13 protein-coding genes are annotated in these 16578 nt (G+C 38.9%); 8 read left to right on the forward strand and 5 right to left on the reverse strand.

Translation table 11 applies throughout. From position 1 onward, the window contains the following. Nucleotides 1-166 precede the first annotated feature (166 nt). Nucleotides 167-481 (reverse strand): EscU/YscU/HrcU family type III secretion system export apparatus switch protein, encoded by a 315-nt coding sequence (locus FH971_RS05785; RefSeq protein WP_206194447.1) that lies wholly within the window; start codon nt 479-481, stop codon nt 167-169. A 273-nt stretch (nt 482-754) separates the two neighbouring features. Next, complete coding sequence (locus tag FH971_RS05795) at nt 755-2833, reverse strand: flagellar hook-length control protein FliK (RefSeq protein WP_140233686.1); 2079 nt, start codon at nt 2831-2833, stop codon at nt 755-757. Nucleotides 2834-3164: 331 nt separating this feature from the next. On the opposite strand from FH971_RS05795, the gene FH971_RS05800 reads away from it, so the two are divergent. Together FH971_RS05800 and FH971_RS05805 are read left to right on the forward strand one after the other, a co-directional pair. Next, nucleotides 3165-3941, forward strand: a complete 777-nt coding sequence (locus FH971_RS05800; RefSeq protein WP_140233687.1) for an MlaA family lipoprotein — start codon at nt 3165-3167, stop codon at nt 3939-3941. A gap of 47 nt (nt 3942-3988) precedes the next feature. Beyond that, on the forward strand, nt 3989-5110 hold the full coding sequence (locus tag FH971_RS05805) for a response regulator (protein ID WP_140233688.1): 1122 nt from the start codon (nt 3989-3991) through the stop codon (nt 5108-5110). A 119-nt stretch (nt 5111-5229) separates the two neighbouring features. Here the strand turns inward: FH971_RS05805 and FH971_RS05810 are convergent, their stop codons facing one another. Next, complete coding sequence (locus FH971_RS05810) at nt 5230-6738, reverse strand: peptide MFS transporter (protein WP_140233689.1); 1509 nt, start codon at nt 6736-6738, stop codon at nt 5230-5232. 530 nt (nt 6739-7268) lie between these two features. Here FH971_RS05810 and FH971_RS05815 point away from each other — a divergent pair. From FH971_RS05815 to FH971_RS05835, 5 genes are all read left to right on the forward strand, one after another. Next, nucleotides 7269-7916 carry an OmpA family protein gene (locus FH971_RS05815; protein ID WP_140233690.1) on the forward strand — a complete coding sequence of 216 codons (648 nt, stop codon included), beginning with the start codon at nt 7269-7271 and terminating at the stop codon, nt 7914-7916. 24 nt (nt 7917-7940) lie between these two features. Then, on the forward strand, nt 7941-8774 hold the full coding sequence (locus tag FH971_RS05820) for a mechanosensitive ion channel family protein (RefSeq protein WP_137221973.1): 834 nt from the start codon (nt 7941-7943) through the stop codon (nt 8772-8774). Between the two features lie 66 nt (nt 8775-8840). Beyond that, on the forward strand, nt 8841-9434 hold the full coding sequence (gene tpx, locus FH971_RS05825; RefSeq protein ID WP_140233691.1) for a thiol peroxidase: 594 nt from the start codon (nt 8841-8843) through the stop codon (nt 9432-9434). A gap of 46 nt (nt 9435-9480) precedes the next feature. Next, complete coding sequence (ltaE, locus tag FH971_RS05830; RefSeq protein WP_140233692.1) at nt 9481-10491, forward strand: low-specificity L-threonine aldolase; 1011 nt, start codon at nt 9481-9483, stop codon at nt 10489-10491. A 224-nt stretch (nt 10492-10715) separates the two neighbouring features. Further along, nucleotides 10716-11084, forward strand: coding sequence for an acyl-CoA thioesterase (locus FH971_RS05835; protein ID WP_137221965.1), 369 nt, complete (start codon nt 10716-10718; stop codon nt 11082-11084). Between the two features lie 159 nt (nt 11085-11243). On the opposite strand, the gene FH971_RS05840 is transcribed toward FH971_RS05835, so the two are convergent. Beyond that, complete coding sequence (locus FH971_RS05840; RefSeq protein WP_140233693.1) at nt 11244-11609, reverse strand: cytoplasmic protein; 366 nt, start codon at nt 11607-11609, stop codon at nt 11244-11246. A 209-nt stretch (nt 11610-11818) separates the two neighbouring features. Continuing rightward, nucleotides 11819-12967: an L-threonine dehydrogenase gene (yiaY, locus tag FH971_RS05845; RefSeq protein ID WP_140233694.1), complete on the reverse strand. Its 1149-nt coding sequence runs from the start codon at nt 12965-12967 to the stop codon at nt 11819-11821. Between the two features lie 403 nt (nt 12968-13370). Here yiaY and FH971_RS05850 point away from each other — a divergent pair, with 403 nt between their 5' ends. Next, a complete protein-coding gene (locus FH971_RS05850) occupies nt 13371-16442 on the forward strand; it encodes an EAL domain-containing protein (protein ID WP_140233695.1) in 3072 nt (1023 codons plus the stop codon). Nucleotides 16443-16578 lie beyond the last annotated feature (136 nt).

The following is a 16578-nucleotide window of genomic DNA, read 5'->3' on the forward strand; positions in this document are numbered from 1 at the left end:
CATTATGAGGTTAAGTTATATCACTACATTATTATATTTTGAATTGATGTGTACTAGCCCCTATGATGACGGACGCACTGAATGATATCTTAATTCATTGACTTATAGCGTATATTTCTCATTTTACTTTGTGTGAGTTCTGATGCCTCTAGCATTGTGTCATCGTTTACACTTGAACTACAATTTTCTGGTGGAGGTTATTCCATTGTTCCGGGAATTTACCATCTAGCATGTATACAAACGCAATGAGTTCAGCAATCAACAAATACAGTTCTTTAGGCACTTCATCACCTAATTCTAGCAGTTGCAAAAATTCACTTAAATGCGGGTCTTGATGGATATGGATCCCGGCCTCTTTGGCGATTGATATGATTTCTTCGGCCACTAAATCTTTACCCGTTGCGGTAATTTTAGGTGCACTTTTACCATCAAAACTAAGTGCAACAGCCTGTGATATTTTTTTAGGATCGTCTGTCATCATGTTCTCTATTAGGGCCTGTTGATCTTTCAAGGTTGTTTTTGCAGCGAATTGTTGGTCATTTGTACAAGGCAGAGACTTTGTGGTGTAGTTATTCTACATAAAAAGTCGATAACGCAGTAAAAATGACCAACAAACGCTGCCCGAAGGGTTCTGCTAAAAACGTTTTACTCTTTGTTGAATGGATTTTGCTTAGATGACTAGGCATCAATCTATTCGCCTCTATTAAAACGTTTTTATCTCGAACAAAATTTAACCTGCAAAGATCAACAGACCCTAGGCTCGAGTTTTAACTAAATAATGATCACCAGGTAATAAGGTTGCCGGGATTTGGGCTAACTGTGTTGTAAGCTTGCCTGGTGTAAACCCTATTTGAGTTATTTTATCTGCTAATGCTTGATTAAAGCGATCGACTTTACTGAGTAACATTTGATTATTGCCTTTAAATTGAATATCAAGCACTTCAGCGTGTTTATGTGCGCAAATTAATAATGAACCTTGCGCTAAGTTAAATTTGAGTTGGAGTTTCCATCCTGCTTTTTTGTTATTATCTTGATCCTGCTCTTGCTCAAATTTACCTTCAAATTGTTCATCGCGTTGGTTAATTGAGTAGGGTAGGGCAAAATACCATGTCATGGCTTGATTAGGATCGGTACTGGCGTGTTGGTATAACGAAATACTGCTGGCCAATTGTGCCAGAGAGTCTGCTCCACCTAGTTTATCCAATGCTGCAAATAATCCCGAATTTGCACTGAGTTTACTGAGTGTCCGTTGTTGTAATTGTGCTAGATGTGCTTGAAGTTTATCGCTGATCCCTGAACCTGTTGATTTTGTTTTTACACCCAATAATAACTGGAATAAGGTGGTTATTGCGCTCCCAGAAAATAGTGGTGAGGGCTGTAAGTTAGTTGAATGTCCAAGTTGTGTTTGAGCAAGGTTAAGTGCCGCTAAACTGTATAGTTCGCTGCTGAGTAATGCTGGATCGCTCAATGCACTTAAAGGGTGTGGGCTCATTTGGGGTAAATGTTTAAATAATTCTGTCGCCAAATTATGCGGGGTCTGCTGAGTCAATTGTTGTTTTATTGGCATTGCTCCCGCTTTTGATAAGGCTTTATTCAATACTTCAATGGGGGCAGGGTCTTTATTCACTTTGCCGAGCATATCTTTTGTAGCGCTATTGTCTAAGCCTAATGTTGTTGTAGTCGTTTTACTTAGATTGGCTTCTGACGGCGGTGTGGCTTGACCGGTTTGCTTTGTTGATGATGTTGATACGTTATTTAACACTGTAGGATTGCTATCTAAACCACCGAGTTTTGCCGACGGGTTAATGGCGGCAGAGGTCACTTTAGTGGCATTGTTATCTTGAGTCGGAGTTGTAATTGATGTCGTTGATGCAGGAGCATTTTTCTGTGGAATGTCATTTGCCTTTACCGCATTATCGGTTGGCGGTAATGAGGTCGCTTCGAGTTTTTTTAGAAATTGGCTAAGAATTTGGGCTGGTTCATTTTTGGTTATAACGATACTTTCTGCTGAGTAAGATTGTGCTGTTTGAGGCATTTTTACTACTTTAGTTAAATCAACATTCACTTCTGCTATCACTGGTGTAAGAGATAGCTGTAATTGTTGATTTTGCACTACCACCTTTGCTAAATACTGCCCTGCATTGAGTGATATATTGCTAGGTAATTGTATGCTTGTACCGCTTGAAAATGTCAATTGCCCCTGAGAGAGCACGGCCGTTGGCAGTGGGTAACCTTGTACCCTTGCTGCTAATGTAGCTAGCTGTTGTGTTGATACTCCATTTTGTTTTGCCAGTTCTTCAAGTGCTGGTGGTAGCGCAAGCTGAATGGGCTGCGCTAGAAGAATTATTTGAGTAGCAAGCGTTTGGGTTGGTTGTGGCGTCGTTGAGCTTGTCGGTGTGGTTTGAAGGGGGGATATGCCACTGGCTTGGTTATTAAGCACTTGTGCTTGGATCTGAGCTTGGTTTGCATTAGCCTCTGCTCGGGCTACCAGTTTAGCTTGATCGCTTGCAATAACAACTTGTGCTGTTTGTTGTAATAATTTTTGCAGTTCAGCGGTCTTATTAAGTTGATACTGTTTATTTTCAATGGTGACATCGAGTTGTGCACTTGCTGGCGGTTGTACGACCTTGACTGGCAGTAATACTGCTGCTAAATCAGATTTAGCGGCTGCTGAAGTGGATACCACTGATTTATCGCTTGAAGTTTGCGTTGGTAAGGGGGGGTTATTAGCTTGTGTTTGTTTTTTTTCTGGCACGGTTTGTTGACTTGCATCTGCAGGCTTTGATATGACGGTATTGACCGTTTTAGCGGGAAATGTTGTGGGTACAGCCATAGAAATCCTATCAAATAAACATGCTTATTTATTGAAATCAACCAGGATGTCAATGAAGAATATTAACCTCATTTACAAATTTTTGATTGATATTGTCAACAGGCTCAGTATCCTTAGCCCTCCGTTACCTTTGAACAGGGTAACTCACTATAGATTTAGTGGATAATGCTGGAAACAAAGACATACTATCAAGGCTTGATGGTTAAACATTGTAAGGTATAGCCTAACACTGCCAGCTAAATTATATCGACTTGAACAAAAATTGCTTTAATAAAAAGACAGAAAGAGCAGTTTGTTGAGTAGTACCTTTTGTCATTTTAAAGAGAATTATATGAAGTATAAATGGATATTACTTCAGGTGGTTGTTGCAGTTAGCATGCCCGTGTATGCCAAAGGCGAAGCACCTCAAGTTGTCGCATCATTACCCGCAGTTGAAATCAAATACAATGATCATCGTGATCCATTTGAAGCAATTAACCGCACCATGTGGGATTTTAATTATCTGTTTTTAGACAGATACTTTATCCGTCCTGTGGCACATAGTTATAAAGATTATGTTCCTAACCCAGTAAGAACGGGGGTCAATAATTTTGTTTATAACTTAGAAGAGCCTAGTTCGATGATAAATAATACCCTTCAAGGAAAGTGGGGGTGGGCAGCCAATGCTGGTGGCCGTTTTACCATCAATACTACCGTAGGTTTACTGGGCTTGGTAGATGTTGCTGACATGATGGGAATGCGCCGCAAACAAGACGATTTCAACGAAGTTTTAGGTTATTACGGAACCCCAAATGGTCCTTATTTTATGGCACCATTCTATGGACCAATTGTGACGAGAGAAATCGCCTCTGATTGGGTGGATGGTCTATACTTTCCTTTATCTGAGTTAACGATGTGGCAGTCTGTACTCAAATGGGGTTTAAAAGGCTTAGACGCTCGTACTAAAGCCATTGATCAAGAAAGATTACTAGACAATGCTCTTGACCCTTATGCTTTTGTAAAAAATGCTTATTTGCAGCATATGGATTACAAGGTTTTTGATGGTGATGTACCATCAACTCAGGTAGATGATGATTTACTTGACGAATATTTAGATGAACTAGATTAGTCGAGGTATAAAACAACCTCGATAATGTAGGTCTATGAGGTTGTTTTATGGCACTAACTGATGTTGAGATACTCTTTGTTGAAGATGACCCAATATTTCGCCATGTGGTTACTGAGTTTTTGCAGTGCCAAGGTGCTCGAGTTCAACAAGCCTGTAATGGCCATGAAGGTATTTCGTTTTTTTCACATGCCATTTTCGATATTGTTATTGCTGACTTAACTATGCCAGGCCTTGATGGTCTGTCGATGCTTAAGCAAATGCAAGATATTAATCCTGCGATACCTGCGATTGTCATTTCTGGTAATGATGTGATGGCTGATGTTGTGGAAGCATTGCGTCTCGGTGCCAGCGACTATTTGACTAAACCTATTGCTGATTTATTCATGATTGAACAGGCGATTATACAGGCAATGATGTCTGCTGCTACGCCAATGAATGTTTCTGGACTGTCACATTTGCAAGAAATGAATGAGTTGTCTTATCAAGAACTCACGGACAATTTATTTTTACTCGAGCAAAACTCCCAAGCCGCCAAAAGTGTTCAACAACAGTTATTTCCAGCTTCCCATATTTCTTATCCCACTGCGGATATCAATTATAGTTTGTTTAAAAACAATGATGTGAGTGCTTACTTTATTGATTCAACTATGGTGGGTGAAGACCATTTAGTCATGTATATGGCCCATTTTTCGCCAGAGGACAACAGCGCTGCTTTCGGTTGTATATTATTGCGCAGTTTTATTAATCAGAAACTAAAGCTGTTTAGAAATGGCTTAAGTAACACCTTAATCGAACCAGATAATTTGTTGGCTTATCTTAATGAACGCATGGTGAAATCTGGGTTGCGTATCAATACCGATATTATTTATGTATGCATCGATTTGCCCCAATACCGCGTCTCTATTGGACAGTCAGGAAAAGGCCTAAGGTGCTATTTACGTCATGGTAATGACCTGACTCCTTTGGTGTTACCAGAGTCTCCATCCCTTGGCTGTACTCAATGGAGTAAACCGAGTTTACAAACTAGAATTTTATTGCGAGATGAACAGATTTGTATTGGCACCCATTTTTATGAGCATAAGCAGCAATTGCTTGAAAATCGCTTTACGGGTTTGGTTTATCAATCTGATATTAAGGCTGGTGGTTTTATGCAGTTAGCTTGTCGGTAAATTAGGGCACTTATTAATTGTTGCAGATGAACAATGCCAAGGCGAAATAAAAAATCCCCTCACAAGTTAACTTGGAGGGGATTTTTATTGTAACGTTATTACCGTGAATTTAAACCAAATTAACGTTTAATTGCTTCGTGGTCTGCTGTTACTGATAACTCATCTTCTAAAGCTTGTTCTTCAGTGTCATGCTTGCTTTCTGCACCATGCATCCAATCAACTAACTTATCAGACATTAAATATAAAATGATCCCTGAAACAACAGCGGTAATACCAATACCGGCAAAAATAGCCATTGCATTTTCAAGTTGTGTTTCGACATCTCCACCGTGACCAATTAATGAACCTACTAGGCCACCAATTTTGTTTGCCGCAGCAATAAAGAGGAACCATGCACCCATCATTAATGAGGCTATACGCAGTGGAGCAAGTTTAGTCACCATTGATAAGCCAATAGGAGATAAACATAATTCACCCATGGTATGGAAGAAGTAAGCTCCTACTAACCACCACATGCTTGATTTAACAGAAGCATCGCCGCCCATCTCGAACACTGCACCCATCATGAATAAGAAACCAATAGCCAATAAGAATAAGCCTAAAGCAAATTTAATCGGTGAGTTGGGTTCATTTTTACCTAGGCGGATCCAAATAGAAGCTATCACAGGTGCAAACACAACAATGAAAATAGCATTGAGTGATTGGAAATAAGTGGTAGGCACTTCCCATGAACCAATCATGCGATCGGTGAAATTGTTCGTGAACAAGTTCATTAAACCACCGGCTTGCTCGAAGCCAGCCCAGAAAATAATGGTGAATAGTCCCATTACCATAATGACTTTAATACGATCTCGTTCAACCTTCGTTAGTGGCTCACTTCTGGTTTCACCTTTAGCTTCATTTTTTCTTTGTTCAACTTTAGCGGCCGGTTCGGTACCGATGTCGCCAAGTAATTTTTGCGCAAAGAAGAATTGAATAATCAAGGATACGATCATACCGACACCTGCACAGAAGAAACCTGCTTGCCAGTTGTTGATAAATACGTCTTTACCATCGATAACCGCTTCATGACCAAATGAAGTATAAGCCCAAGCAACGATAAAGCCTGACAGTGCAGCGCCTAAGTTGATACCCATATAGAAAATAGTAAATGCACCGTCGCGACGGTGATCTCCAGCAGGATATAAATCACCAACCATGGTTGAAATATTTGGCTTAAATAGACCATTACCTATGATTAAGGTTCCTAAGCCAATATAAAATATTGTGGTTTCGAAACCTATCATCCAGCTATGTGGTGCAGCAAGGGTAAATTGACCTGCTGCCATTAAGAAGCCACCAATATAAATGGACTTACGTTGACCCAATACGTTATCGGCTAACCAACCACCAATAAGTGGAGTCAAATATACTAAGCCAGTAAAAGTACCATATAGTGATAATGCATCTGCTTGGCTCCAGCCTAGACCACCACCACCTTCACCACTTTTAACTTTATCAACAAGATAAAGTACCAAAATGGCACGCATAGCGTAGTAACTAAAGCGTTCCCATAGTTCTGTTGTAAAAAGTAAGAACAGCCCCTTAGGGTGTCCAAACAGTGTTCCTTGAGGTTTTGCGTCACTCATTAAGTCTTCCACCTTAAGCTTGTGATTGCCTGTGATAAAATATTGTCACAGAAATAATTGTTTGCAGAGTTGTCTATGACTGCTTATGCAATTAACACCTGATATATCGGGTATTTGAAGGCAATTAAGCAGTTCTGAGCAACTTTATTGTTTATTTTTTATAATAAATAATATCAGTTTGGTGCTAAATATAAATCAAACATCAAAAAGCTAACCTTATATACCCTTTTCAATGCGGCAAAGTCAATGTTAATGCGGGGAACAGAGATATTAAGCTTGTTATAAATTGTGTCAAAGCAACAAGTTCTGTTTATATTGGTTAATATCTTGTTTGTCTTTTGTTACTGAATAGGGCTGAACTGGGTAATGTTTTTGGGAGTGAGGCCGATAGCTATGGCTGGGCTTATCTGGCACTTTTGTAAATATTTTTCGCAAGATATTGATTATAAGGAGTTGTCTTTTAATTTAAGCCATAAACAGTTAAAATACGACTCGTTAACAAATTTCGATGTCATGTCGAAGGGGTATGTATGGCTATCATTCGAACTGTGACATTGATCTTGTTTGGTTTTTTTATCTGTAATGCTTATGCTTGGGTTGATACTGACTTTGATGGAGTGCCTGATAAGAAAGACGCTTGTAATGATACTCCTGCAAATAGTGTTGTTATGGCAAATGGTTGTATTGATACTGAAATACTCATTGTCGATGAAGATGACGAAGTTGATGATGAGTTTGATGAAGCAGAATTAGGTGCAACAATTACCAATAATGCTGCACTTATTGCTGAACAATGTCGTCAACAACGAGATATTTTACTAGCGGTAGATTGTTTTGGGTCTATTCTTCAACCTGTGTATTTTGATTTTGATAAATCAGAAGTGTTGTTAACTCAGAGACCCACTCTCATTAGAGTACAACAATATATTGAGCAAAACCCACAAGTGGTTGTTCGTTTAGAAGGGCATACCGATAGTATTGGTAGTGATGCCTTTAACAGGGTGTTGTCGTTAAGACGAGCAGTTACAATTAAAGATTTACTTGTAAATGAATACCAATTCCAACCATCTTCTATTGAGGTCGTTGGAATGAGTAGCAATATGCCGGTGGCGGATAACGCCACAATAGAAGGGCGGCAGCGTAATCGGCGCGTAGAGTTTATTATTTCGGCAGAGTAATTCTGCTATAAAGGGAGACAAAAAATGGAACACCTAGAAGGTTTAGACGCTTTAATCGAGCAGGCGCCTGAGTTTTTTATGACTTATGGTCTTAAAGCCTTAGCTGCAATTGTTATTTTTCTTATCGGTAAATATTTTTCCGGTGTAGCAAAACGCATAACAAGCAAATTACTTACTAATCGAAAAGTAGATGCAACTGTAGTTTCATTTGTGGCTAACTTAGCTTGGGCCTTAGTATTTGTATTTACTATTGTCGCCACACTTGGTCAAGTTGGTGTGCAAACAGCATCATTAGTTGCTGTGATAGGTGCTGCAGGTTTAGCTGTTGGTTTAGCGTTACAAGGTTCGCTTTCTAACTTTGCATCTGGTGTGTTGATGGTGCTTTTCCGTCCATGCCGCGTTGGTGACTTTATTGAAGCCGCAGGTGTTGCTGGCGTAGTGGATGAAATTACTATTTTCTCAACTCGTCTTCGTACGGGTGACAATAAAATAATTATCGCGCCTAACTCAGCGATTATGAACGGTACTATTACTAACTATTCTGCGTTAGAAAAGCGTCGTATCGATTTAGTGATTGGTGTGTCTTATTCTGCTGACATTGCAACAACGAAGAAAGTTATCGCTGAGATCCTTGATAACAACCAGTCTGTATTAAAAGATCCTGGTTACACTATCGGTTTAGCAGAACTTGCTGATTGCTCAATTAACTTCGTGGTTCGCCCATGGGTTAAAACAGGTGATTATTGGCCTGCACGCTTTGAATTACTTGAGCAAATCAAGAATGCATTAGATGCAGCAAATATTGAAATTCCATTTCCACAAATGGATTTACATGTTAAAGAAGTTCCAGCAAAATAATATTGCTGCCAACTTAATATTGATAAAAACCAGCATTTGCTGGTTTTTTTATACCAGGAGTTTTCCATGAAGCTATTTTCTACCTTTGCAGCGATTACATTACTATCCACATCGGTTATTAGTACTCCGAGTTTTGCTGGCGAAAAAACCATGATTACCATGGGCGGCAACCCTGTCGCTTTAGAAGGTAAAATACCGAGTTTAAATACAATTGCACCAGTGTTTACTGTAGTGGATGAAAAATTCAATCCTGTCAGTTTAAGTGATTTCAAAGGTAAAACCGTATTGATTAGTGCCGTTCCCAGTTTAGATACTGGAGTATGTGCGTTACAGACTAAACGGTTTAATAAAGAATTTACTCAATTTGATACTGATGTGGTGATGCTGACTATTAGTGAAGACTTACCGTTTGCCCAGAAACGTTTTTGCCAAACTGAAGACGTAGATAACATTATCGTATTATCAGACTCTGTATGGCGTGATTTTGGTGAAAAATATGGTTTGTTGATTAAAGATCACGGTTTGTTAGCACGATCTATTTTTATTATTGATACTCAAGGATTATTGAAATATCAAGAATTAGTAACTGAAGTCAGTGAACACCCCAATTATGATGCAGCATTAGCGGCATTAACTGAAATATCAGCTGCTGCGAAGTAATGGTGTTGTTTCTGCAATTATTGTGTGAATGAGGATAGAGTTCAGGATGATTGATTTTCGAAGTGATACGGTTACCCAACCAACTGAAGCAATGCGTTTAGCTATGTCTAGAGCTGAGGTCGGAGATGATGTTTATGGGGACGACCCCACAGTAAACAATTTACAAGATATGGCTGCAGATATGTTTGGTTTTGATGCCGCCTTGTTTGTCAGTTCGGGGACTCAAGCTAACTTGCTGGCACTCATGTCGCATTGTGAACGGGGCGATGAATACCTTTGTGGCCAACAAGCACATAACTATAAGTTTGAAGGCGGTGGGGCTGCAGTATTAGGCAGTATTCAACCTCAACCACTGAATAATCAAACTGATGGCAGCATTTTGCTGAGTGATATTGAAGCGGCTATTAAGCCTGATGATGTGCATTTTGCTCGAACACGGTTATTGAGTTTAGAAAATACCATCGGCGGTAAGGTATTACGCCAAGATTATTTAGCTCAAGCCCAAAGCCTTGCGTTTAATCGTGACCTTAAAATTCACTTAGACGGTGCTCGTGTCGCTAATGCTGCGGTAGCTCAAGATATTGCCATAGCTGATATTACTCAATATTTTGACTCAGTATCGATTTGTTTATCAAAAGGCTTGTGTGCGCCGATAGGTTCTATTCTGTTAGGCGATGAGAGGCTAATTGGTAAAGCCACTCGATGGCGAAAAATGTTGGGTGGTGGCATGCGACAAGCGGGGATTATTGCTGCAGCGGCAAAGTTAGCATTAACAGATCAGGTAGACCGCTTAGTGGATGATCACCATAATGCTAAGGCTTTGGCTTTATTGCTGGCTGAAATGCCAGAATTTACTGTTGATGCTAATTTGGTACAAACTAATATGGTATTCGCGACATTAGCAGATGATATCAACCCCAAGATGCTTGCCGCTTCATTGGCAGATAAAGGTATCATTATTAGCCCAAGTAGGCAGTTACGCTTGGTCACTCATAAAGATATTAGTGCGAACGACATCAAGGTGTTTGTGAATACCTTAAAACAACTTATGGGTTAATCTTCTTGTAAATAAATTGCTTCATTAAAGGTCACACTGAGTGTGGCCTTTGTCTTTTTTGGTGCGGTAATGTATTTTTTGAGGGCATTACGACCTCATGAAAAACGTATGATGGTTTTATCTGTCTGTTTTTAATGATTAAAATAATTGGCTTGAACATTGCTACTTATTTTGAGGTATGCGTCGCTTGGCGCAAAATTAATTAAGCAAATAATGGGGTCATCATGAAATATTTCTCACGTCATATCGTCATGCCAATTCATCTTAATAGCACTAAAAGTTTATGCTGTGGCCAACTATTAAGTTGGGTAAATGAAGAAGCTAGTATTTTTGCCAGTTGCCAAATGCGCAGCCAATTTCATATTGCCAAGGTTATATCTGAAATTAACTTTATGGCACCAGCACAAACTAGCGACATCATTGAATTTGGATTTGAGCTAGTAAGCTTGGGCCAGAGCTCTGTGACGGTACGTTGTAAAATACGCAATAAAGTCAATCATGCGCCGATAGCCTTTATCGATAAAATGGTATTTGTAAATGTGAATGAAAATGGCTTACCTATTCCACATGGTATGCGTGCTAACGCGGCTTAATTGCTTTAATGATGTGTATTATTTGCGAGCATTATGAGCGTTGGCCATAAAGATAAGTTGTGATGTGGGTGATGGATTAATACTAAAGCAAAGAATAAACAATAAAAATTAAGGAGCTATAATAGCTCCTTAATATGAATGTGAAATAGGTTGAGTTTATTATTCAATTTTAGCAATACGTTGTTGATAGTCATCGATTAAATGCTCCATTATTTGATTTGGAGAAGCATCTTGGCAACAATTGTCTAAAAAGATTTTAAAGGTGACAAGGGCATGGCCATCGTTCTTAAGTCGGCTACTTTGCATGGCAAAAAAAGCTTCTTCATTATCGGCTTTTCTAACCACAAAATCTTCAAGCTCGAATGATTTAGTGCCGGAGATGTTGTGCCATTTAGTGATACGGTCGAGTGCAATTTCACAAGACTGGTTTACTTCGATGTGGTTTAGCCATGTTGGAGGTTGTTCATTATCTTGATAATGCGGGCATCTAACTGTGTAATTGTATACATGAGTAATTGCTGTCATTGCTTACCTACCTATTCGCTATCTAAGTGGTTTTACTATAGACCTTATTTTTTATTTTGGTCAATCCTTATTTTAAGAACTTAGATCTAAGCATCACTTTTTACTAAATTAAAAATAAGTTGTTGTCATTGCTAGTTTTTTACATTAAATGATCGGTTAAAAAAAGCTCACAATTTAATGTGAGCTTGAGTATTAGTTTGCCGAACTGGTTATAGTGCGTTAGTGAAAATTTGGCAAATCTCTTGATGTGTTGCTTGCTTAGGGTTAGTAAAACCGCATGCATCTTTGAGTGCGTTGTCTGCTAATGTTGGAATATCCTCTGCTTTTACACCGAGCAGAGTTAAATTTTCAGGAATATTAACGGCTTTCGACAATTGCTTAATGGCTTCTATTGCCGCATTGGCTCCTTGTTGATCAGACATTGCTGTAGTGTCTACTCCCATTGCTTTTGCTACGTCCGCGAGACGAGCAGGTACAACTTGGGCATTGTAGGTTTGTACATGAGGTAGCAATAATGCGTTACATACACCGTGTGGTAAATCATAAAAACCGCCAAGCTGATGTGCCATCGCATGTACATAGCCTAGACTGGCATTATTAAAAGCCATGCCAGCTAGAAACTGTGCATAAGCCATCTGTTCTCTGGCTTGAATGTTATCACCCTGCTTAACGGCGTTAATTAAATTGGCCTGAATGAGCTCAATAGCTGTGATTGCACAGGCATCTGTAATGGGGTTAGCGGCAATAGAAACATAAGCCTCAATAGCATGTGTTAATGCATCCATACCTGTAGCGGCTGTAAGTGATGCAGGCTTTTCAAGCATCAATTCAGGATCGTTCACAGAAAGAATTGGGGTCGTATTTTTATCGACAATGGCCATTTTAATGTGCCTTGCCTCATCGGTAATAATACAAAAACGAGTCATTTCACTCGCAGTTCCTGCAGTGGTGTTTATGGCAACTAGCGGCATTTGTGGTTTAGTTGATACATCCACACCTTCATAATCTTTAATCTTGCCGCCATTAGTGGCAACAAGTGCAATGCCTTTGGCGCAATCATGTGGTGAACCGCCACCTAAAGAAATAATCACATCACACTGATTGATTTTTAATAGTTCAAGTCCCGCTGTCACGTTACCTGTTGTTGGATTAGGCTGTACGCCATCAAATATAACCACTTCAATGCCATTGGCATTAAGTTTATCAGCCACTTTTTTAACTAAACCAATTTTTACCAATGGTTTGTCGGTGACAATTAATGCTTTGCTAAAGCCAAATGCGTTAATGTCTTTAATTGCTTCATCTACGCCGCCTTGACCAAGAATGTTGACGCTGGGGATAAAAAATTTAGTCGCCATATTGATTGTCCTTTGTATAAAATTAAATATTCTCTACAGCAAACATATCTATATTAGGCTGGTTATTATGTGACATGGAGCCAGTTTGTATCCAATAAGTAACAATAATTAAGTGATTTTATAACAAGTACGACACTTTACGCGTAACTGTGATCTGAGATGATGGCGTTTTTGGCATAACCGGAATATTGAGTAGCTCTTTAACACGTGCATTAAGTTTGTTTGTGATGCGGTAACGATAGAATGTAGTATAAAAATGATACATAAATATTATGTTCTTTATATGGGATGAGTTACGGTATAAAGTTAAAAATACCTTTCAGTTGGTTTGCTTCTACTACACTAAATAGAGATAGCTTGGATGCTACTGTGTTTGTTATGGATGGATAAGGGAAATGTATAGGTGTTTAATCTAAATATTTTTTTCTCAATTTTAGAAAATGCAGCGTTATTACTGGCGCTGGTTTATGTGTATTCGCTATCGTCCACCCATCAACGCAAGGTGGCGTCTTTTCTATGGCAATTTTTAATGGGTGGACTGATTGGCACCATTGGTGTCGTGATCATGATAGATCCCTTGGTAAACCAACAAGAAGCATTGTTTGATGCTCGCTCTGTGGTGCTTTGTTTAAGTGGATTGTTCTTTGGTGCCATTCCAACCCTGCTTGCAACAATTATCATGGCACTTTATCGTTTCCATTTAGGCGGCGTAGCTGTGTGGATTGGAATATTCATGTTGGTAAGTAGTGGGCTGATAGGGTTGGTTTGGCGTCAATTTAGGCATAACAAATTAGATCAAATTAGTTATCGAGAATTCTTCATTTTTGGCATTGTTGTACATGTCATTTCGCTGTTGTGGTTATTCTTATTGCCCTATGAACAAGCCTTACAAGCCATAAGTAATGTGTTATTTCCTATATTAGTTATTTTACCCTTATTCACCATGGTTATTGGCCATTTACTTGTCAAAATAGAATTTTATGACCGCAATATTCAAGTCAAATTGCAAGAGGATTTTCTTTTTAAAAATCAATTTGATATTGGCAATATAGGGATTGCAATTACGACTAAAACGAAATATTGGCTGAAAGTAAATCCTTACTTATGCCGGATGTTCGGTTACACAGAAAAAGAATTAACATCATTAACCTGGCCAGAATTAACTCACCCAGATGATCTCAATAAAGATTTATTATTGTTCGATAAGATGGCCAACGGCGAACTTGATGAGTATGAAACGGATAAGCGTTTTATTGCCAAAGATGGATCGATTGTTTACACCCATATGACCGTTGCATGCCGTCGTCATGTTCAAGACAATACTTTTTTAGTGATTGCGGGCTTTTTAGATATTACCCAGCAAAAACAATCTCAACAAGCCTTATTACAAAGTAAAGAGCATCTCGCGTTAGTGCTTGATAGCAGTGAATTAGGGGCATGGGATTGGGATGTTGTCAGTGACCGTATTAGCGTGAATCAATATAGTGCAGATATTCTAGGGTGTTCAATTGAAGATCTTAATCTACATCCTGAGTTGTGGTTCAACGCGATACGTTCCAGAGACAAATTTAAGTTTCTGCGCAGTATCAATGAAATGGTGAAAGGTCGATGTATTAGCCAGCGAGTTGAGTACTTATTGACGGATTTAAAGGGCGTTAGTCATTGGATTTTACAAACTGGCAAAGTGGTTGATATTGATGACAGAGGTAAACCACTTCGAGTCTGCGGAACCCATAGTGATATTACTGATATAAAACAAGTTGAAGACTCGTTGAGTATTGCTACTTCTGTTTATCAAAACTCCAGTGAAGCCATGAGTGTGTTTACTACTAAGGGAATTCTCGTTGATTCAAACCCTGCTTTTTCTTTAATTACAGGATTCAGCAAAGAGGACGTTCAAGGCAAGCATTTACGTATGTTTGAAACAGACCTGCAACCTAAGCGTTTTTATCAACAACTTAGAAAACAGCTCAATCGGGAAGGGCATTGGCATGGCGAAGTGTGGATGCAGCGAAAAAATGGTGAAAACTATCTTATATTATTAACCATTAATTCAATTATCCAAACAAAATCTCAAACTGCACAGTTTGTGGCGTTATTTTCTGATATTACCGAGAAAAAACAAACTGAAGAATTTATATGGCGTCAGGCAAATTATGATGCGCTCACGGGGTTACCTAATCGCCGAATGTTATTAAGCTTTTTAAACCAAGAAATATTGCTCTCTGAACGACAAGATAATCATTTTGCATTGATGTTTTTAGACTTAGATTATTTTAAAGAGATTAATGACTCTTTGGGTCATGATATGGGCGATGTGTTATTACTTGATACTGCAGACCGTCTCAAAAAATGTGTACGAGAAAACGATTTAGTGGCCCGCCTCGGTGGGGATGAGTTTACAATAGTACTAACCAATCTAGCAGATTTTAACGGGGTAGCACGTGTAGCCCAACAAATTCTAAAAACGCTTGCCGAGCCTTATATTCTAGGTGATCAAATTGCTCATATTAGTGGCAGTATTGGTATCACCTTATTCCCTGACGATGCCAAAACAACCGACACGTTATTAAAGAATGCTGATCAAGCGATGTATACGTCTAAATCAAGTGGGCGTAATCGGTTTAATTATTTTACCCCTGCAATGCAAGACCATGCACAAAAACGGATTATGTTAATTCAGGATCTCAAAGTTGCCATAATTCAACATCAATTTGAGCTATATTATCAGCCAATTGTTGATGTTAATAATAAGCAGGTCACCAAAGCCGAGGCATTGATACGCTGGAGGCACCCTACTATGGGGTTAATTCCACCAGCAGATTTTATTTCTATTGCTGAAGATACTGGAATGATAATTGATATTGGCAATTGGGTATTTTATCAAGCTTGCAAGCAGGCTGCTCAATGGAAAACGCAATTTAATTGTGATGTGCAAATCAGTATCAATAAGTCACCGGTAGAGTTTCGAAATGAGTCTACAGATATTGAAGGTTGGCTTAAGCATATGTCGCAATTAGCCTTACCGACGAAAAATATTTGTATCGAAATTACTGAAAACTTATTGTTTAATATTGAGCCAAATGTTGAGGCTAAATTATTAGCTTATCGCAAAGCGGGTATGCAAATGTCGCTCGATGATTTCGGAACCGGATATTCATCCTTACCTTATCTAAAGAAATTCAGTGTTAATTACCTTAAAATTGATCAATGTTTTGTGAATAATCTGGCTGCGGGTAGTAATGATCTGTGTTTGTGTGAAGCGATGATTGTAATGGCTCATAAACTTGGGATGAAAGTGATAGCAGAAGGTGTTGAAACCGAAAATCAACGGCGTTTATTGACCTTGGTAGGTTGTGATTATGCACAAGGATATTTATTTTCACATGCGTTATGCCGAGATGACTTCGAACAGCAGTACTTAATGGCAACTCAAGAGCATAAACGCATTTCAAACAGTCAGTTACTAACCTAATACCATTACATATTGTGGATACTTGTTACCGATTAAGCCTTCTGCATATGAGGACTGCATTAAACCTGTGAGATTACAGGGTTAAGCTCAGATAAGGATTATAAACGGTTATCCCATAGCCATTTGCATTGACTGA

It is taken from the genome of Shewanella polaris, from assembly GCF_006385555.1.
GTDB lineage: Bacteria > Pseudomonadota > Gammaproteobacteria > Enterobacterales > Shewanellaceae > Shewanella > Shewanella polaris.

Excerpts from the sequence above, each read along its gene's own strand:
- FH971_RS05785 (WP_206194447.1), bottom strand. The coding sequence starts at position 481 with ATGATGACAGACGATCCTAAAAAAATATCACAGGCTGTTGCACTTAGT.
- FH971_RS05795 (WP_140233686.1), bottom strand. The coding sequence starts at position 2,833 with ATGGCTGTACCCACAACATTTCCCGCTAAAACGGTCAATACCGTCATA.
- FH971_RS05800 (WP_140233687.1), top strand. The coding sequence starts at position 3,165 with ATGAAGTATAAATGGATATTACTTCAGGTGGTTGTTGCAGTTAGCATG.
- FH971_RS05805 (WP_140233688.1), top strand. The coding sequence starts at position 3,989 with ATGGCACTAACTGATGTTGAGATACTCTTTGTTGAAGATGACCCAATA.
- FH971_RS05810 (WP_140233689.1), bottom strand. The coding sequence starts at position 6,738 with ATGAGTGACGCAAAACCTCAAGGAACACTGTTTGGACACCCTAAGGGG.
- FH971_RS05815 (WP_140233690.1), top strand. The coding sequence starts at position 7,269 with ATGGCTATCATTCGAACTGTGACATTGATCTTGTTTGGTTTTTTTATC.
- FH971_RS05820 (WP_137221973.1), top strand. The coding sequence starts at position 7,941 with ATGGAACACCTAGAAGGTTTAGACGCTTTAATCGAGCAGGCGCCTGAG.
- tpx (WP_140233691.1), top strand. The coding sequence starts at position 8,841 with ATGAAGCTATTTTCTACCTTTGCAGCGATTACATTACTATCCACATCG.
- ltaE (WP_140233692.1), top strand. The coding sequence starts at position 9,481 with ATGATTGATTTTCGAAGTGATACGGTTACCCAACCAACTGAAGCAATG.
- FH971_RS05835 (WP_137221965.1), top strand. The coding sequence starts at position 10,716 with ATGAAATATTTCTCACGTCATATCGTCATGCCAATTCATCTTAATAGC.
- FH971_RS05840 (WP_140233693.1), bottom strand. The coding sequence starts at position 11,609 with ATGACAGCAATTACTCATGTATACAATTACACAGTTAGATGCCCGCAT.
- yiaY (WP_140233694.1), bottom strand. The coding sequence starts at position 12,967 with ATGGCGACTAAATTTTTTATCCCCAGCGTCAACATTCTTGGTCAAGGC.